Raw genomic sequence first — 20,137 nt, forward strand, 5'->3', positions numbered from 1 at the left:
GACGCCCCTCCCGCCACCCGGCCCCGGACCTCGTCCGCACCCACTGTCCGTCGCACTCCCGGAGGGGGATCAGCCATGCCCGCCCGCAACGGAATCACCACCGATCCGGCCATAGCCCTTGTCGGCATCGGCTGCCGTTACCCGGGCGGGGTGGACGGTCCCGAGTCCTTCTGGCACGTCCTGCGGGACGGCGTCGACGTCATCGGGGAGATCCCGCCCGAACGATGGGGACCCGAGTACATCAGTGAGGACGGGGCCGCGCCGGGCACCGGCTACTGCCGCTACGCGGGAGTCCTGCCGGGGCTCGACCGGTTCGACGCCGACTTCTTCGGCATCTCGTTCCGCGAGGCGCGCGAGATGGACCCGCAACAGCGGCTCCTGCTCGAAGTCTCCTGGGAGGCCCTGGAGCACGCAGGGCTCACCAAGCCGCAGCTCGCCGGCTCCCGCACCGGCGTCTTCTTCGGCATGCTCGGCATGGACTACACGCTGCTGCACTCCAAGACGCGCGGTGTGAAGGCCATCGACCCGTACTACGCGAGCGGCAAGGAGTTCAGCTTCGCGCCGGGCCGCGTCGCCTACACGCTGGGGCTGCACGGGCCGGCGCTCGCCGTGAACACCGCATGCTCCTCGTCCCTGGTGGCCGTGCACCTGGCCTGCCGGGCGCTCGCGAGCGGCGAGGCGGATACGGCGCTCGCCGGCGGTGTGAACGTCCTCGCCGCCCCCGAACTGTCCATCTTCATGAGCAAGGTGCAGGCCCTGTCGCCCACCGGACGGTGCAAGCCGTTCGCCGCCGACGCGGACGGCATCGTCCGCGGCGAGGGCTGCGGCGTCGTCGTGCTCAAGCGGCTCGACGACGCGCTCGCCGACGGCGACCGGGTGCTCGCGGTCATCCGGGGCAGCGCCTTCAACCACGACGGCCGCAGCGCCGGCCTGACCGTGCCCAACGCCTCCGCGCAGGAGGCACTGCTGCGGGAGGCGCTGCTGCGCGCGGACGCCACCCCCGACGAGGTCGCCTTCGTCGAGGCCCACGGCACGGGCACACCGCTCGGCGACCCGATCGAGGCCTTCGCCCTGTCCGAGGTGTTCGGGCCCGGCCGCGACCCCGGTCACAGGCTCCACGTCGGCTCGCACAAGGCCAACTTCGGGCACACCGACGCGGCCGCCGGCGTGGCGGCGCTGATCAAGACCGTACTGACCGCGCGGCACCGGGTGATACCGCCGCAGCTGCACCTCGGCACGCCCAACCCCGCCATCCCCTGGGACGACGGCCCGCTGAGCGTCTCCGCCGAGGCCCGGCCGCTGGACGAGGACGCGGGCACGCTGTTCGGCGTGAGCGCCTTCGGCCTCAGCGGCACCAACGCCCACCTGCTGCTGTCCGCGCCTCCGGTCCCCGCCCCCGAGTCCGCCGCTCCCCCGCAGGACGGCCCCCGGGTGCTGCTGCTCTCCGGATCCACGGAGGCCGCCCTCCAGGCACGCGCACGGGACCTCGCCGAGACGCTCGACGGCCCACAGCCGCTGTCCGACGTGCTGCACACCGCGGCGGTGCGCCGCACTCACCACGAGGCGCGGGCCACCGTGATCGGCGCGGACGCGCACGAGCTGCGCGCCTCGCTGCTCGACCTGGCCCAGGGCGGCCAGGACGAGCGCACCGTCACCGGCACCGCTGAGCCCCGGCGACGCCACCACACCGTGTTCGTCTTCTCCGGGCAGGGCTCGCAGTGGCGCGGCATGGGCCTGGACCTGTGGGACCGCGACCCGGTCGCCGCGGCCTCTCTGGAACGCGGCGACGCCGTCCTGCGCGAACTGGGGCTGCCCGGCCTGCGCCGGCTGCTCGGCGACAGCGATCTCTCCGCCACCGAGCTCGCTCAACCGGCCCTCGTGGCGGTCCAGTTGGCCCTGGCCGAGGTGTGGCGCTCGCGCGGCGTGGAACCGACCAAGGTCGTCGGGCACAGTCTCGGCGAGATCTCGGCCGCCTGTTTCACCGGCGCCCTCGACCTGCCCACGGCGCTCGACCTGGCCGTGCGGCGCGGGCGCATCATGGCCGCCGCCGCGGGCACCGGGCGGATGCTCGCGGTGGCACTCTCCGAGGAGGAGGCGGCCGAGACCGTCGCCGGGACCGGCCGCGCGGTCACGGTCGCCACGGTCAACGGACCGGGCGCCACCGTGCTCGCCGGTCGTGAGGACGATCTGGCGGCGATCGCCTCGCTGCTGCGCGAGCGGTCCGTCCCGGCGCGCTTCGTGCCCGGCGACTACGCGTTCCACAGCCCTGCCATGGCGCCGTTCGCGGACGAACTGCGCGCGGAACTGGGCGACTTGACGGCCGACCGGCCCGAGGCGTTCGTGTCCACCGTCTGGCCCGACGAACCCCCGGCCACGCTGGACGCGGCCTACTGGGCCGCCAACGTGCTCCGCCCGGTCCGCTTCTGGCCCGCCGTGCGCACCCTCCTGAAGGACCGCGGCGCGGACTTCGTCGAGATCGGCCCGCACCCCACGCTCGTACGCCCGCTGACCGAGGCCCTCACGTCGTTGCGGCGCCAGGGCGTCGCGGTCGGTTCGTTGCGCAGGGACACCGACGGGACGGCGACGATGCTGTCCTCGCTCGCCACCCTGCACTGTGCCGGCGCCGACGTCCGCTGGGCGGACCTCGTCCCGGGCCGGCTCACGGAGCTGCCGCGGCACCCCTGGCAGCACGAGTCGTTCTGGCTGCCCGACGTGACCCCCGGCACGCAGTACGCGCCGGCCGCGCGGCCCGACGCACAGGCCGCGCCCGCCCGGCTCGCCGTACAGCTGCTCGACCCGTCGGGCAGACCGCTCGGGCCCGCGCGCCACCTCGACCTCGGCGGCACGCCCGAAGACGCCGCCACGAACCCGCCGGAGCCCCTCGGTTCCGGCGGCACCGCCCCGGTCGCCGCCCCGACCCCCCTCGGGGCCGACCGGGAAGCCGCCTCGTCCGTCACCGCCCCGTACCATCCCCCGGCGGGAGCGGTGGCGGACGGGACCGGAACCGGCCCGGCCACGACGGCGGCCGGGAACACCCGGGACGCCACGGCGCCCGGCTCCGCACCGGATGCGGCGAGCGCCGACCGCGAACGCAGGACCCTGATGCGCACGACGTCCGAGGTGCTCGCGGAGACCCTCGGCCAGGACCCGGGCCGGCGCATCCCGCCCCGGCGCGGCTTCGCCGACCTCGGTCTGGACTCGCTGAGCATCGTGGAGTTCGTGGACCGTCTGGGGATGCGGGTCGGCCTGGACATCCCGCTGTCGACCCCCTTCGAACGCCCCTGCCTGGACGAGCTGGTCGACCATCTGCTCCCGCAGGTGCTCGCGAAGAAGGCGCCGCGGCCGTCCTCCGCGGAGCCCGCCGCGACCGACCGGACGCAGACCCCGCAGGCCGGCGCGCCCGCGCCCGCCGACGACCCGATCGCGGTGGTCGGCATGAGCTGCCGGTTCCCCGGCAGCCCCACGGTGCGGGACTACTGGCGGCTTCTGCTCGACGGCCGCGAGGTCATCCGCGACGTGCCCGCGGACCGCTGGGACGGCCAGGCCTTCCTGTCGGACGGGCCGTGGACGCCCGGCACGATGACCTCGCTGCGCGGCGGGTACCTCGACGACGTGCGCGGCTTCGACGCGGCGTTCTTCCGGGTCTCGCCGCGCGAGGCCCGCAGCCTCGACCCGCAGCACCGGCTCTTCCTCGAAGTGGCCTACGAGGCGCTGGAGGACGCCGGCGCGACCCGCGACCGGCTGCGCGGTTCGGCGACGGGTGTGTTCGTCGGCATGAACAGCTCGGACCACGCGCAGCACGTCGGCAGCCATCTCCAGGACGTCGACCTCTACTACGGCACCGGGAACTCCTTCGCCGGAGCGTCCGGACGGCTCTCCTACTTCCTGGGCCTGACCGGGCCGAGCATGGCCGTGGACACCGCCTGCTCGTCCTCGCTCACCGCCGTGCACCTGGCCATGCAGAGCCTGCGCCAGGGCGAGAGCGACCTCGCGGTGGCCGGTGGCGTCAACGTGATCCTCAGTCCGGTGATCCCGGTCGCGGTGTCGGCCGGCGGCGCCCTGTCCCCCAGCGGCCACTGCCGTACGTTCGACGAGGCGGCCGACGGCTATCTGCGCGGCGAGGGGTCCGGTGCGGTCGTCCTGAAACGGCTGTCGACCGCGCTCGCCGACGGCGACCGGATCTACGCCGTGCTGCCCGGCAGCGCGGTGAACCAGGACGGGGCGAGCAGCGGACTGACCGTGCCGAACGGCACGGCGCAGCGCGCCCTGATCGAACAGGCCCTGAGTCAGGCGGGACTGACCGGACGCGACGTCGGCTACGCCGAGGCGCACGGCACCGGCACACCGCTCGGCGACCCCGTCGAACTGCGGGCGCTCGCCCAGGCCCTGCGCCCCGAAGGCGCCGACGGCGCCCCGCTCCTGGTCGGCTCCGCCAAGCCCAACATCGGGCATCTGGAGGCCTCGGCCGGCATGGCCGGGCTCATCAAGGCGGTCCTGTCGGTGCATCACGACCGGATCGCGCCGCACATCGGGGTGAGCACCACGCCGACGCGGCAGGTCGCCTGGGAGCGGCTGGGCCTGGAGATCGCCGAGGGAAGGGAGGCGTGGCCCGAGGACGGCCGGCGCCGGGTCGCGGGGGTGAGCTCCTTCGGGTTCACCGGGACCAACGCGCACGTCCTGGTCGCCCAGGCACCGGTGGCGGCGGAGAGCGGCGAGGCCCCGGCCGCGCAGAGCGGCGGCGAGCCCCCGGCACGCTTCGCGCTGCCGCTGTCCGCCGCGCAGGAGGCCGCGCTGCCCGCCGCCGCGAAGCAGTACCTCGCGCTGCTGGAGCCGGGCGACGCGACGGCCCTCGCCGATCTGGCGTACACAGCGTCGGCGCGCCGCAGTCACCTCGACCACCGGGCCGTCGTCGTCGGCCGGGACGTGGTCGGCGTCCGCTCCGCGCTGCGTGCCCTGAGCAAGGGCGAGGAGCACGCCCAGGTCCTCACCGGCACGGCCGAGCTGGAGCGCTCCTGCGTGTTCGTCTTCTCCGGCTTCGGCTCCCAGTGGGCGGGCATGGGCCGCCGGCTCCTCGAGAGCGAGCCGGTGTTCCGGGACGCGGTGCTGGCCTGCGAGGAGGAGATGCGGAAGTGGATCGCCTGGTCCCCGCTGGCCTCGCTGCGCGGCGAGCCGGACAGCCGCCCCTTCGACGAAGGCATCCCGCAGGAACTCATCTTCACCGTGCAGGTCGGCCTGGTCGCCCTGTGGCGCAGCTGGGGTGTGGTGCCCGAGGCGGTCGTCGGGCACAGCATGGGCGAGGTGGCCGCCGCCTGGGCCGCAGGGGCACTGACCCTGGCGCAGGCCGCGGAGATCCTGTGCCTGCGCTCGCGGCTCCTCGACACGCTCGTGGGCACCGGCGGTTCGATCGTCGTCGGGCTGCCCCGTGCGGAACTGGCGCCGTATCTGGTGCTGTACGAGGACAAGCTGGGCGTCGCGACGATCAACGGGCCGCGCACCACGGTCGTCGCGGGCGACGTCGACGCCCTGGAGGAGCTGACCGAGGAGCTCACCGAGGCGAACGTGTTCGTCCGCCGCGTCAAGGTACCGGTGGCGCCGCACTCACCGCTGATGGAGCCGCTGCGTGAGCGGCTGGTGGCGGGGCTCGCGGATCTGGTGCCCGCCGAGGCCCGCATCCCGTTCCACTCCTCCGTCGAGGGCCGCGAGGTGGCGGGATCCGCGCTCACCGCCGAGTACTGGGGCCGCAATCTGCGCAACACCGTGCTCTTCCAGGACGCGGTGAGCTCGGTGGAGGACCCGCAGGACCGGGTGTTCGTGGAGGTGTCCCCGCATCCCGTGCTGGTCTCCGGCACCGAGGAGTCCTTGCGGGCCGCCGGTGCGGCACAGCCCGTGGTGCTCCCGTCCCTCGTCCGTGACGAGGACGAAGTGGGCACGCTGCTCGGCTCGTTGGGCACGCTGCACGCACAGGGCGTGCCGGTCGACTGGGCGGCGTTCGCCGGTCCCGGTCGCGCGGTGGTGGACCTGCCCGGCTATCCGTGGCAGCGCAAGGAGCACTGGCTGCAGGACACGCCCGTGGACCGTGCCGGCGGCTCGGGCTCCCTCGTCGGCGCGCCGGTCCGGCCGACGACCGCGCCGTGGACGGCGCTGCTCCCGGTGACGGTCGACGGCACCCGCAGCCCGTGGCAGATCAGCGGCGCCGGAGCCGGTACGACGGTCTCGGCGCCCGCGCTCCTGGAGGCCGCCCTCGCCGGGGCCGCGGCGACGGGCTCCCCCGCGCCGGTGCTCCACGACGTGCGGTTCGGCACGCCGCCGCGAGCGGACGAGGACGGTCGTGCCGGTCTCCAGGCCGTCGTCGACACCCGGCAGGGCACGGTCGTGCTGCGCCGGCTGTCCGGTGACGGCGACGGCGACGGGCCCGCGCTGACCGCGTCGACCGACGGAGCGCACGGGCCCGCCGCGAGCGCCCCCGATCCGTCGGCGCTCGCCGACGACGAACCCCTCAGGGCCACGCTGGCCGAGCGTTTCCCCGCGCTCGGGGTGCGGGCGGCCGGCAGCGGCCGGGGCGGCGCGGACGTCACCGTGGAACTGGCGGACGGCGCCTCCCGGCACCGGCTGCCCGCCGAACTGCTGCGGCTGGCGCTGCATCTCGTCGCGGACGGCGCCGGCGGCGACGCGGGAGGGGACGGCGAACCGCGGCCGGCCGCCATCGCGTCGGTCCGGGTCCGCGCCGCCGTGGAGGGCACCGTACGACTGCTGCGGGGTCAGGTCCGGATGGGCTCGGACGGGCGGCCCGAGGCCGATGTGGCCGTCCTCGACGCGGCCGGACGTGCGGTCGTGGAGCTGGCCGGGCTGCGCCTGGCGGGCCCGCCCGAGCCGGCCGCGGCCGACGCGGACCGGGACCGGGTCGCCGACCTGCTGTACCGGATGGTCTGGCACCCCGCGGGCCAGCGGCCGGCGGGCCGCGACGGCGCGCAGGCCGCGCCCGCGACGCGCTGGCTGGTGTGCGGCGACACCGAACATCTGGCGGGTGTCGTCGCCGACGGGCTGCGGGCGGCCGGCTGCGAGGTGCGCCGGGTGCGCTCCGCGGACGTACCCGGCGAAGAGGGGCTCGTCGTCGATCCCGCCGACCGGGAGGCATGGCGGACGTTTCTCGCGGTGCACGCGAACGAGGGGACCACGGGCATCTGCGACCTGTGGCCGCTGGAGGACCTCGACTCCCGGCCGGACGGGTGGCGCGTCACGACCGCGCTGACCGCCGCCCTGGCAGAGGCCGAGGGGACTCCGCCCCGCCTGTGGCTGATCACCCGGCACGCCCTGCTGCCGGCCGGTCACGAAGGCTTCCCCGACGGGAACCAGGGCGCGCACGCCGGGCTCGGCCGGACCCTGGCGATGACCCGCCCCGAGGCCTGGGGCGGCCACGTCGACCTGAGCCGCGGCAGTGCCGAGGAGCTGCGGGCCCTGGTGACACGGCTGTTGTGCGCGCCGGGCGACGAACACGTCCGCGTCGAGCACTCCTCCGTCCAGGTGAGCGCGCTGGTGCGGGCCGACGTACCGGACCGGCCCGGCAGGCGGCCGCTGTCCGCGGAGCGCTGGCATCTGGTGACCGGTGCGGGCGGCGCCCTGGTGCCCCCGGTGGTGGACTGGCTCGTCGGCGCGGGCGCCCGGCGGATCGTGCTCGCGGACACCGAGCCCGAGCAGGCCGAGCGGCTGCCGGTCGACGACCGGATCGCCGGATGGCGCGCCGCGGGCGCCGAGGTCCGCACGGTCCGTACCCGCGGCGCACGCGAGGAACTGGCCTCGCTGGTGGAGGAGTTGCGTGCCGACACCGGGATCGCCGGTGTGGTGTGTGCGGCGGCTCCGGAGCTGGCGACCCCGCTGGAGGAGACCACCGAGGCCGCGTTGCGGGCGGAGTGGAACCGCGCGGAGACGGCCGAACTGCTGCACCGGCTGACCGCGAAGGACCCGGTGCGTCTGTTCGTCCTGCTGGGGTCCGTGCCCGGCACCTGGGGCGGCGCGGTGACGGGCGCCGCGGCGCCCTCCGACTGGTCGCTGCGGGCGCTGGCCGCGCGCCGCAGGGCCTCGGGACTCCCGGTGGCGCACGTCGAGCTGATGCCCCTCGAAGGCAGTCAACTCCTCGACGAGCGCACGACTTTACTGCTGAAGTCGAGCGGGGTCGCCCCGCTGCGCGAGCGGGACCTGACCACCGCCCTCGACCTGCTGGCCTGGGACCACACGGTGCACGCCTGCGTGGCCGACGTGGACTGGGAGCTGTTCGGGAGCGCGCTCGCCGACGCCCCGCACCGGGAGCTGTTCCGCACCGTCCTGGGGGCGGCGCGGCAGACCGGCGGCACCGAGTTCGTGGCCGGACTGCGGAGCCTGGATCCCGGGCAGCGCCGGGACCGGATGCTCGACTGGGTGTGCGCGCAGGTCGCCGCTGTGCTCGGGCTCGCGGAGGACGATCTCCGGGCCGACCAGGGCTTCTTCGAGCTCGGCATGGACTCGGTGATGTCGCTGACGCTGCGGCTGCGGCTGTCCCGGGAGCTGGAGACGGAGCTGTCCTCGACGGTCGCCTTCGAACACCCGACGGCGCTGGCGCTCACCGCGCACCTGCTGGAGCAGCTCGGCCTCCCGGCCGCCGGCTCCGACGACGCGGCCGCGGATCCGGTCGCGGTCGACGAGGACGGTGCCGAGCCCGCCGACGACCTGGACGACCTCGACGACGACGAACTGCTACGCCAGCTGGAGGCGGAGATCTCCGACTCACGGGCGCTTGGATTTGAGGAGAACTGATGACGAAGAGCCAAGCCGAGCAGCCGAGCCAGGAGGTCCTCCGCGGTCGGCTCAAGGACTCCCTCGGCACGATCCGCAGTCTGCGCGCGCGGGTTCAGGAGCTCCAGCAGCCACAGCCGCTGGCCGTGATCGGTCTGTCCTGCCGGCTGCCGGGCGGCGCGACGCCCGAGGCGTTCTGGGAGTCGCTCGCCGAGGGCCGCGACTCGACGTCCCGGTTCCCCGAGGAACGGCACTCCGTCGCGGGGTTCTACAACCCGGACCCGGACCACCCGGGTACCGCGTACACGCTGTCGGGGAACTTCCTCGACGGCCCGGTGGACACCTTCGATCCGACCGTGTTCGGGATCTCGCCGCGGGAGGCGGCGGGCATGGACCCGCAGCAGCGGCTGGTGCTGGAACTGGCCTGGGAGGCCATGGAGAACGCCTGTCTGCCGCCGAGCGAGCTGGAGGGCAGCCGGGTCGGCGTGTTCCTCGGCGCGAGTACCAGCGACTACGTACGGATGCGGCAGCAGAAGGGCTCGATGGCGGACGTCGACGCCTACCAGCTGATCGGCGAGCCGAGCTTCCTGGCCGGGCGGATCTCCTACACGTTCGGGTTCCAGGGTCCCAGCATGGTGATCGACACGGCGTGCTCGTCGTCGCTGGTGGCGCTGGAGCAGGCCGTCCTGTCGCTGCGTTCGGGCGCCTGCGACATGGCGCTGGTCGGCGGCGTGAACCTGATGCTGTCGCCGTACGGATTCGTCCTGGTGAGCAAGTTGCGGGCGCTGTCGCCGGACGGGCGGTGCAAGACGTTCGACGCCTCCGCGGACGGATACGCGCGCGGGGAGGGCGGCGCGCTGTTCGTGCTGAAGCGGCTGAGCGAGGCGGAGGCCGCCGGGGACCGCGTCCTCGCGGTGGTGCGCGGCGTGGCGACGGAGCACGACGGGCGCAGCAGTGGTCTGACGGTCCCCAACCCGGCCGCGCAGCAGAACGTCATCACCTCCGCGCTGAAGGACGCGGGGGTCTCCCCCGCCGAGCTCACCTACGTCGAGGCGCACGGCACCGGCACCCAACTGGGCGACCCGATCGAGCTCAAGGCGCTGAACGCGGTCACCAGCACCGGGCGTGCGGCCGACCGTCCGCTGCTCGTCGGCTCGGTGAAGACGAACATCGGCCATCTGGAGCCGGCCGCGGGAGCGGCGGGTCTGCTGAAGGTCGTCCTCGCCCTCCAGCACGACACGCTGCCCCGGCATCTGCACCTGAAGGACCCCAACCCGCAGGTCCCCTGGGACGCCATCAATCTGAAGGTGACCGCGGAGGAGACCGTCTGGCCGGACGGGCCGAGGATCGCCGGGGTGAGCAGCTTCGGGGCCAGCGGCACCAACGCGCACACCGTGCTCGCCGAGGCGCCCCGGCCCGCTCCCCGCGAGGGCACACCGCGCGAGGTGGGACTGCTCACACTGAGCGCCAACAGCCCCGAGGCGCTTCGCGCGATGGCGGGCGTGTACGAGGAGCGGGTGCGGGAGGCGGACCCGCGGACCCTGTCGGACATCTGCTACTCGTCGCACATCGGGCGGGCCCGGATGAAGCACGGCCTCAGTGTGACCGGCGATCGCGGTCAACTCGCCGCGGGGCTGGCCGCGTTCGCCGCCGGTGAGCGGGCCGACCAGGTCACGGCGCACGGCCCGTCGGGTGCCAAGGCACGCCGGCTCGGCTGGATGTTCACCGGGCAGGGCTCGCAGTACGCCGGGATGGCCGCCTCCCTCACGGCGACGGAGCCGGTCTTCGCGGACGCCCTGGCCCAGGTGGTCGAGGCCCTCGACCGCCACCTCGACGAGCCGCTCGGCCCGGTCCTGTCCGACGGCGAGCGCGTCAACCGGACGGGGTTCACCCAGCCCGCGCTGTTCGCCGTGCAGTACGCGCTGGCGAAGATGTGGGAGTCGTGGGGGGTCCGGCCGACCGCGCTGATCGGGCACAGCCTGGGCGAGATCACGGCGGCGTGCGTCGCGGGCGTGCACTCGCTCGACGACGCCGCGCGGCTGGTCACGGCCCGCGCCCGGCTCATGGAGGCACTGCCCGCGGGCGGTGTGATGGAGACCCTGGTCTGCGACGAGGAGACCGTGCGCGCGGCGATCGCCGAGGCGGGCCCGGTGCCTCTGGTCTCGGTGGCGGCGGTCAACGGCCCGACGGACGTGGTCCTCTCCGGGCCCGAGGACGAGGTCGCCCGGGTCGTCGAGGTGCTGGCGGGCCGAGGCGTGAAGCACCGCAGGCTCGTCGTCTCGCACGCGTTCCACTCCCCGCTGATGGCGCCGATGATCGACGAGTTCCGCAAGGTCACCGAGACGCTGACCTTCCATCAGCCCAGGTACCCGATCATCTCGAACGTGACGGGCCGCGAGTGGGGGCCCGAACAGCTGCGCCCCGCCTACTGGTCCGAGCACGTGCTGGCGCCCGTGCGCTTCTACGCGGGCGTCACCACCCTGTACGAGACGGGCTGCCGCACGTTCCTCGAACTCGGCCCGGCGCCGGTTCTCCTCGGTCTGGGCGCGCGCTGCCTGCCCGAGGACGGCGTCGGCTGGATCCCGTCGCTGCGCCGTGACCGCGAGGACGCGCACATCGTGGGCCAGGCGCTGGGCGCGCTGCACCACCGCGGTGTACCGGTCGACTGGAACGCCGTGCACCGCGACGAGAAGCCGCGCCGTACCTCGCTGCCCAGCTACCCGTGGCAGCGCGAGCGGTACTGGTTCAACGACGACGCGCCGGGCGACGCACCGGAGTTCGCGGCAGACGACGCGCCGGGGGCGCTCTTCGAGGGCCATCTGCTGTCCGGCGCGCCCACCTTCTCGCCCCAGCTGGACGACCTGTCCGACGTGTTCGTGCAGACGGGGCCGGACGGCCGGCGGTCCGTGTCGGCGGGCGGCTTCTGCCACTGGGCGCTGGCGGGCGCGGCGAAGCTGCCCGGGGCGCAGCCCCGCCTCGTGGACCGTTTCGTGGTGGGCGAGCCGCTGCTCCTCGACGCGGAGCACCGCCCCGCCCGCATACGGGTCTACGTGCTGCCGCAGGACGACGAGGGCCGCTCGCTGTTCCTGTGCTTCTCCCGGCAGGGCGTCGACTCGGTGGAGAGCGGCAGCTGGCGCCTGCACGCCCGCGGTGTGCTGGTGCGCCGTCCCACGGACACCCGGCGCGCCGACGGCGACCTCGACGCCGTACGGGCCCGGTGCGTGCCGGTCGACCCGGCCGACATCACGGTGCCCGGCTGGGCCGAACCGGTCCTCAACGAGGTGTACCAGGGACCCGGCGAGGTGCTCGCCGAGGTCAACCGTGCGGCCGAGGACCTGCCCCGCGGCGCCCTGCTCGACCTGACGCTGGGCCTGCTGCGCCAGTCCGAGAACGCCCCGCGTCCGGGCGGCACCCCGGTGCCCACTGCGGTGCCCGAGGGCACCCGGCGTTACGTCCACGGCTGGCTGGACCCGTCCGGGGAGGACGGTGAGCTGCGCGGCGGCCTGGAGATCCTGGGATCCGACGGCAGCGTGCTGATCATGATGCGGGACGTCCATCTGCGGTCGTCGACGCAGCCCGCGCCGGACGTGCCGCGCACCGCTCGCGAGGAGACGGTGTGGGAGCAGGTCTGGCGGCCCGCGGCCCCGGAGGCGTTCGCCGAGGGGAGTCTGCGCGACGAGCGGGTGCTGCTGGTCGGCTCGGGTGGCGCGGACACCGCACTGCTGGAAGCGGTGGCGAAGCAACTGACGCTGCGCGGCGCGGTGGTGGCACAGTCCGAGCCGTCGGCCGAGGCGGTGCTCCAGGCGCTGGACGCGGGCCGTCCGTACGGACATCTGGTCCTGCTCAGCGGCCTCGAACTCCCGCTGACCGGCTACGACGCCGGGTCCGTGGGACAGGCACGGGCCGCGGCGGAGCACGTCTTCCTGGCCGCCGCCCGGCAGCTCGCCCTCGACGGGGCGGCCACGCGGCTGTGGGTGGTGACCCGCGGCGCCCAGTGGACCGGCACCGGGCAGCACGAGATCTGTCTGCCGGCGGCTCCGCTGTGGGGTCTGGGCAAGGTGGCCGCGCTCGAACACCCGGAGCTGTGGGGCGGACTGCTCGACCTGGACCCGGCCGGAGAGGCGAACGAGGCGGAACGGGTCGCGGACCTCGTCGCGACCCGCAGCGCCGAGGATCTGACGGCCCGGCGCGGCGGCACCGTACTGGTGCCCCGGCTGGTGGCGGCCGGCTCGGGCGACGAGGACACTCCCCGGCCGTCCCCGCAGCTGAGCGACCTCGGGAGCTATCTCGTCACCGGCGGACTCGGCAGCCTCGGCCTGCTGATGGGCGAGTGGCTGGCCCGCAACGGCGCGGGCACCGTCGTCCTGGCCGGGCGGTCGGGTCTGCCGGACCGCGCGGCCTGGGACGACCCGCAGCACGACGACACCACCGCCTCCCGGATCGCCGGGGTGCGCCGTATCGAGGCCCAGGGCGCGGACGTACGGGTGGTGGCGCTGGACGCCGCCGACGAGACGGCGCTGCGCTCGCTGACCGACCAACTGGGCCTGGCGGGCCGTCCGTTGCGCGGTGTGGTGCACGCGGCGGGCCTGTCGGAGCCGCAGTTCCTGCGGGAGAGCGACCCGGACACCTACGACCGCTGCCTGCACGCGAAGGTGGACGGCACCTGGGCGCTGCACAACGCCACCGTCGACCAGGACCTGGAGCTGTTCGTCTCCTTCTCCTCGATCGCCTCGGTGTGGGGCTCGCAGCACCTGGCGGGGTACTCCGCCGCCAACGCCTTCCTCGACTCCTTCGCCCACTTCCGGCAGCTGCGGGGACTGGCCGCCACGACGGTGAGCTGGGGGCCGTGGGCCGCCAGGTCCGGGCTCGCGGACGACTCGGTGATGGCGTTCCTGCGCTCCATCGGGCTGCACCAGCTCAACCCCGACCACGCGCTGGAGCTGCTCGGTGAGGCCGTGGTCGACGGCGTCGCGCACCGCACCGTGTGCTCCGCGGACTGGACGCTGTTCCGCGACCTGATGGAGGCGCGCAGGGAGCGGCCCATGCTCAGCGAGGTCCGCAGCGCGCCGGCCGCGGGCCGGACGGACGACTCCGAACTCGGGCCGCTGACCGCGCGGTTGATCGGTCTGCGTCGTACCGAGCGGCTGGCCGAGCTCAACGAGTACATCCGCGTGCAGCTGTCGGAGATCCTGCGTCTGGAGCTCGACACCCTCACCGAGGACACCCGGCTCGCCGACATGGGCCTGGACAGCCTCATGGTGATGGAGCTGATCAGCCGGTGCCGCGACGACCTGGGTCTGGAGATCAACAGCCGCGACTTCTTCGCCTGCCCCGGCATCCACTGGGGCTCCTTCCTCCACGAGCTGATCGAGGAGAAGTTCCCGGCCGGCAGCCGGCCGACGGACCCGGCATGACACCCCTGGGTCCGGGGCGCGCGGCACGTGCCGCGCGCCCCGGACCCTCCCGTACCACCACTCCGCCCCGACCTCTGGAGGAACGAGCATCATGCAACCGCTGCCCGCGTCCGACTCGCCCGACAAGGCCGTCCACGACGTCGCCATCCTGGGCGCCGGAATCGCCGGCTCCATCCTCGCTGCCATCCTGAGCCGCAACGGGGTGAAGACGGTCCTGATCGACGCCGGCACCCACCCGCGCTTCGCGGTGGGCGAGTCCACGATCCCGTACACGTCCGTGATGCTGCGCATCCTCGCCGCCCGCTACGGAGTGCCGGAGATCGCGCATCTGAGCCACTTCTCGACGATGCGCTCCAAGGTGTCCTCGAACTCCGGCCAGAAGCGGAACTTCGGCTTCGTCTACCACCGCGAGGGCGAGAAGCAGGTCGCCAACGAGATCAACCAGTTCGTGATCCCGGTGGCGCTGTCCACCGAGTCCCACATGTTCCGTCAGGACGTCGACTCGTACATGTTCAACGTGGCCGTGCGCCACGGCGCGGTGCCGCGGCTCGGCACCCGGGTGTCCGAGGTCGAGGTGGACGGCTCGGGCGTCACGCTCGCCGTGGACGGCGGACCCTCGATCCGCGCCCGCTACGTCGTCGACGCGGGCGGCCACAACTCGCCGCTGGCACGGAAGTTCGGGCTGCGCGACGAGGTGCCGCAGCAGCGCACGCACTCGCGCACCCTCTTCACGCACATGATCGGGGTGCGTCCGTACGACGACTGTCCGGCCGGCCGGGCGCACGACAACCCGAGTCCGTGGCACCAGGGCACCCTGCACCATGTCTTCGACGGCGGCTGGGTGTGGGTCATCCCGTTCGACAACCACCGCGGCGCCACCAACCGGCTGTGCAGTGTCGGTCTGACGCTGGACCCGCGCAAGCACCCGAAGACGGATCTGCCGGCCGAGCAGGAGTTCGCGCAGTTCCTGGAGCGGTTCCCGGACATCGCCCCGCAGTTCAGGCACGCCAAGGCCGCCCGCCCGTGGGTGTCCACCGGACGTCTGCAGTACTCCTCGCACCAGGTCGTCGGCGACCGCTTCTGTCTGACCTCGCACGCCGCGGGATTCGTGGACGCGTTGTACTCGCGCGGACTGACGAACACCACCGACGTGGTCAACTCGCTGGCCTGGCGGCTGATCGAGGCGGCGAAGGACGACGACTTCTCCGCCGAACGGTTCGGGCACATCGAGACGCTCCAGCAGGGTCTGGTGCGTGCCCACGACGAGGTGGTCGCCTCCTCGTTCACGTCGTTCCGGGACTACGGGATGTGGAACGCCACGTTTCGTATGTGGGCGCTCGGCACGGTGCTCGGCACGCTCAACGCGCAGGACGCGCTCGTACGCTTCCAGCGTTCCAAGGACCCCATGATCTGGCGGGAGTTGGAGGCACAGCCGCACCCGGGGGCGCTGTTCCCCGCGAGTGTCGGCTTCAACAAGATCACCGATGCCGCGTGGGGGGCCTGCCGGGACGTCGAGGCCGGTCTGATGACCCCGGACCGGGCCACCGGCGAGCTGTTCGACCTGTTGCAGGACGACGGCTACGCGCCGCCGCCGTTCGGTCTGCACGACCCGGCGAACCGGTTCTACAACCCCAATCCGGCCCGCATGATCCGCACCATGCACTGGGCCCGGCGCGGCTCCGCGGCCGCGGACACCGGCCCCGTGGTGGCCGGCGCACTCGGCGGATTCCTGCGCTCCCGGCTGCGCAGGCACTCATGAGGAAGGACCGGCGCATGCCCAAGGAAGAACGCACGCAGCGACCGTCCCCGGCGGGCCCGGCCCGGCCGCCGGACCAGAGCTGGGCGGAGGGCGCCGAGGCGGTGGGAGCGGCCGAATCGGCGCTGCCCTACGAGCCGACGACCGGCGCGGAGCCGTCGAGCCGGGCGGGCGGGGCCGGCCCCCTGGCGGGCACGCCGGCGACGGCCGCCGCCCGGACAAGGACCGGCACGGCGCCGGCCGCCCCCCACTCGAAGACCGGCACGGCGCCGGCCGCCGGCGCCCCGGACAGCGGGTCGACCACCGGCACCCGCACGGGCGGTGACGCAACAAGCGCCGTCCGCACGGGCGGTGACGCGCCGGACTCCGTCCGCAGGGGCGCTGAAGCGACGGCCTCCGGCCGCAAGGGGGGTGACGCAACGGCCCCCGTCCCCGCGGGCGGTGACGCAACAGCGCTCGGCCGCACGGGCGGTGACGCGCCGGTCTCCGGCCCCACGGTCGGGACGGCGGACGCGTCGGCCCGGTCCGCACGGCCCGTCGGCGCGAGCGCACCGACCGGTGCCGCACAGCCTGTCGCCGCCGGCACGCCCGCGGGTGCCGACGCCTCGGCCCGCCCGGCGCCGCGGCCCGGCCCCGCACGCCCCGGCGGCCGGACGCGGCACACCGTGGCCGTGCTCGGCGCGCACCTCGGCGGCGGCATGCTCGCCGCGATCCTGGCCCGCGCCGGGATCGACGTGGTGCTGGTGGACTCGCCGCACGACGCGACGACCCCGGCGGGCGAGACGACCGTCCCCTACACCGCCGAGGTCTTCGAACTGCTCGCACGTCGCTACGACGTGCCCGAGCTGTCCGCCCTCGGTCACTTCGGGCAGCTGCCTGCGGAGGTGCGCAGGACCTCCGGGGTCAAGTCGAGCATCGGCTTCGTGTACGCGCGCCCCGGCGCTCCCGTACGGCCGCACCAGGTGGTGCAGTTCAACGTCCCCAGCGAGCACGGCGAGTCGCACCTGTACCGGCCCGACGTCGAGGCCTGGGTGCACCGCCTCGCGGCGGGACACGGCGCGAAGGTTCCTCAAGGCCGCCCGGTCTTCACCGAAGTACGGGGTGAGGCAGGCGACTTCACGATCGAACTGGCCGACGGAAGCGAGGTCGGGGCGGCGTTCGTGGTCGACATGTCCGGTCCCGACGCGCCGATGCTGCGCCGCCTCGGACCCGACCCGGCCCTGCGTCCGCTGCGCCATTCCTCACGGGTCCTCACCGCGCACCTGCGGGGGGTGCGTCCGCTGGAGCGGCGGGTGGACCCCGGCGAGGGCGGCACGCCCTGGACGGGCGGCACCACGCAGGTGGTCTTCCCGGGCGGCTGGATCCAGCTCGTCCCGTTCGGTGACGACCGTACCGGCGAGACCGGTCTGACCAGCGTGGCGGTCAGTCTCGACGCCAAGCTGTGGCCGCAGCGGTCGGCGTCCGCCGAGGAGGACTTCCAGCAGCTGATACGTCAGTTCCCGGATCTGGAATGGCAGTTCGCGAAGGCCACGGCGGTGCGTCCGTGGACCGGTTCCGAGCCGTGGCAGTACGGCGCCAACACGGCCGCCGGCGACGGTTTCGTGGTCCTCGACCGTTCCGCCGTGCGCTGCGACTTCACGTTGTCCCGGGACGTCACCCTGACCGCGGAACTGGTCCACGAGGCCGCCGCGCATCTCATCGCGGCGGCGGACAGCGGTGACTGGTCGGTGGAGCGCTTCCGGCCCCTGGAGTCCTTCCAGGACGCGCTGATCGAACACGGCGACCGGCTGCTGCGTACGGCACTCACCGCGACCACCGACTTCCGGCTCTGGAACGCCTTCTGCCGGGTCTGGCTGCTGCACTCCATGTTCGCCGCCCTCTCCCTCAAGCGGGCCCGCAACGACGCCCTGGCCGCGCCCGGACGGGCCGACCGGTGGCGGGAGCTGGAGCGGTACCGCGGCGCGGGGCTGTGGTTCCCGGTCTACCCGGGCTTCGTCGCCCTGTTCGACGACATGGACCGGCTGGCACGGCAGGTGGCCGACAACCGGCTGGCCCCCGGTGTCGCGGCCGAGCGGATTTTCGGCCAGTTGCGCAGGGCGTCCTTCGTGCCGCCGCTGTTCGCCTTCGGTGATCCCACCGACCGCTACTACAACTTCACCCCGCTGAAGCGGGTCAAGGTCCTGCTGTGGGCGAAACGCCGGGCACCGTACATGGTCCACCGGGTCCTCACCCGGGGGGCCACCGTACTGCCCGACGTGGAGCGGTAGGCGGACGCTTCGGGGAGATCGAAGGAATTCGGGCACACGAACCGCCGTCCCGCAAAGGCTCGCCCGAACGGGCCCGGGACGGCGGTTCCTTGTCGCGCGAGGGCCGCGGAGCGCGAAAAGGAACCGCCGCTGATCGGATCCGGCCAGCCCGCGCGCGGTCGCGCGATTCGGGCTCGACACCGCCGCGTCCTGCCGGAATGCTCCCTACCGGGGAGTCTTCCCATGTGGGATGCTGATATCGTCGATTTCCTACACGCATGAATTAATACCCGAAGGGGGACTGGTGAGCGCCGGAAACGGGATCCCCTGTGCCACGCAGGCGAACGCACAGCCGGGCGACGCAGCCCGTGGCAGGCGGTCGTCCGCACGCGGCGGAGGCCGGCGTCCGGGGCAGAGCAGCACCAAGGAGCAGATCCTGTCGGCCGCGCTCGCCCTCTTCGCCGAGAAGGGCTATTCGGGCACCACGATGCGTGGCATCGCACAGCAGGCACAGGTCGACCCGGCCCTCATCCACCACTTCTTCAGCAACAAGGAAGGCGTGTTCCAGGACGCCGTCCAGTCCCGCCTCGATGTGTCGGCCCTCTTCGACCCGCTGACGGACGACGACGCCGAGCCGGTCCTGGAGCGCCGCGGCGAGCGGATCGTGCGTACGTTCCTGTCGTACTGGGAGGACGAGTCGACGCGGCCCGCGCTGGTCGCGATCTATCGCACCGGGCTGTCGGACGAGTCGACCTCGAAGGCGTTCCGTGACCGCATCGAGGAGGGTTTCGCGGCCTGTGTGCGGCGGATCGTCCCCGAGCGGAGCGACCGCACCCAGGCACTGGCGTCACTGGTGTCCGCGCAGCTCGCCGGCCTGGTGATGCTGCGGTACGTCCTGCGGATGGAGCCGCTCGCCTCGCTCGACCTCGAGGAGCTCGTCGAGTGGTTCGCGCCCGCCGTGGACGTGCACTTCGACCGGCTCTCGGAGGGCTAGCCGCCCCCTGGCGGCGGCCTCGGTGTGCGTGCGCGCGAGGACGAGGACGCCCCGTGCGGCGGCGGCCGCCGCGGCACATCCCGCCAGCGCCGCGGGAAGGCCACCGGGGTAGCGGTCCCCCAGGACCAGGACCCCGACGACCACGGCGAAACCGGGGTTGACCAGCGTGAGGGTGGCCAGTGGCGCCTCCAGGCCTCCCCGGTAGGCGAGTTGGGACAGCGTGAGGCCCGCGACGGCCAGGCAGGCCACGCCGGCCGCGAGCGCGGCGGCGGAGGGCGGCAGCCGCAGGGCGCCGTCCCGGGTCAGTTCCAGGACCGCCGTCTGGGTGAGCGCCGAGGCCGCGCCGAACGCCACCCCCGCGGCCACCGCGTACCAGAGGCTGGTGGTGATGCCGCGCCGGGCGGTGGCAGCCGCCACGACGGCGATTCCGAGCACGGCGACGGTCAGGCCCAGGACGCCGGCCGTCTGCGCCGCGGTCAGTGTCCGGCTCGCCTGTGCGGACCGGGTCAGGAAGAGCAGTCCGGCGACACCGGCGACGGCGCAGGCGATGCCGGAGCACTGGGCCGCGGTGGTACGGCGCCGGCGCGCCGGCGCGGACAGCAGGGGCGCCGCGACCAGGGTGAGCACACCGAGCATCTGCACGGCCACCAGCGAACCGAAGCGCAGTGCCGCCGTGTGCAGCGCCGCGCCCAGCAGGTTGAGTGTCAGGGACACCCACCAGGTCGCTCCGCGCAGGGCGGCGCGGCGCCCGTGTCCGGTCGCCGTGGTGGCCACCGCCCGTTGTGCGACGGCCGCACCGGCGTACGCCAGCGCCGAGGCGGCGCCGAGCGCGAGGACCGACAACACGGTTCGTCCTACCTTTCAAGGGTGGTTGCTCTGGTCATTCGTAAGATCGGAGAGCCCAGGGGTTCTGGGTATGGCTGTCACGGTTGCGCCGGTTCGACGGCTCAAAGGACTTGGC

5 protein-coding genes and 1 pseudogene are annotated in these 20,137 nt (G+C 73.9%); 5 read left to right on the plus strand and 1 reads right to left on the minus strand.

Annotation, left to right across the window (positions count from 1 at the left end; genetic code table 11):
- The first annotated feature begins 75 nt into the window (after positions 1-75).
- From ABEB03_RS17890 to ABEB03_RS17910, 5 genes and pseudogenes are all read left to right on the plus strand, one after another.
- The gene (locus ABEB03_RS17890; protein ID WP_345649475.1) at positions 76-8,787 is read left to right on the plus strand and encodes a type I polyketide synthase; all 8,712 of its coding nucleotides are present in this window, start codon (positions 76-78) and stop codon (positions 8,785-8,787) included.
- A complete protein-coding gene (locus ABEB03_RS17895; RefSeq protein ID WP_345649478.1) occupies positions 8,787-14,180 on the plus strand; it encodes an SDR family NAD(P)-dependent oxidoreductase in 5,394 nt (1,797 codons plus the stop codon). Before ABEB03_RS17890 ends, ABEB03_RS17895 begins: the two co-directional genes overlap by 1 nt.
- Before the next feature lie 91 nt (positions 14,181-14,271).
- Complete coding sequence (locus ABEB03_RS17900) at positions 14,272-15,939, plus strand: NAD(P)/FAD-dependent oxidoreductase (protein ID WP_345649481.1); 1,668 nt, start codon at positions 14,272-14,274, stop codon at positions 15,937-15,939.
- Positions 15,940-15,953: 14 nt separating this feature from the next.
- Positions 15,954-18,203, plus strand: coding sequence for a hypothetical protein (locus ABEB03_RS17905; RefSeq protein WP_345649484.1), 2,250 nt, complete (start codon positions 15,954-15,956; stop codon positions 18,201-18,203).
- 229 nt (positions 18,204-18,432) lie between these two features.
- Positions 18,433-19,086: pseudogene (locus tag ABEB03_RS17910) on the plus strand (TetR/AcrR family transcriptional regulator); the annotation flags it as partial.
- Here the strand turns inward: ABEB03_RS17910 and ABEB03_RS45355 are convergent.
- Entirely contained in the window at positions 19,030-20,022 is a 993-nt protein-coding gene (locus tag ABEB03_RS45355; RefSeq protein WP_425589257.1) for a DMT family protein, read from the minus strand. The pseudogene ABEB03_RS17910 and the gene ABEB03_RS45355 sit on opposite strands and share 57 nt — an antisense overlap.
- Positions 20,023-20,137 lie beyond the last annotated feature (115 nt).

The organism is Streptomyces siamensis (assembly GCF_039543605.1).
GTDB lineage: Bacteria > Actinomycetota > Actinomycetes > Streptomycetales > Streptomycetaceae > Streptomyces > Streptomyces siamensis.

Excerpts from the sequence above, each read along its gene's own strand:
- ABEB03_RS17900 (WP_345649481.1), top strand. The coding sequence starts at position 14,272 with ATGCAACCGCTGCCCGCGTCCGACTCGCCCGACAAGGCCGTCCACGAC.
- ABEB03_RS17895 (WP_345649478.1), top strand. The coding sequence starts at position 8,787 with ATGACGAAGAGCCAAGCCGAGCAGCCGAGCCAGGAGGTCCTCCGCGGT.
- ABEB03_RS17905 (WP_345649484.1), top strand. The coding sequence starts at position 15,954 with ATGCCCAAGGAAGAACGCACGCAGCGACCGTCCCCGGCGGGCCCGGCC.
- ABEB03_RS17890 (WP_345649475.1), top strand. The coding sequence starts at position 76 with ATGCCCGCCCGCAACGGAATCACCACCGATCCGGCCATAGCCCTTGTC.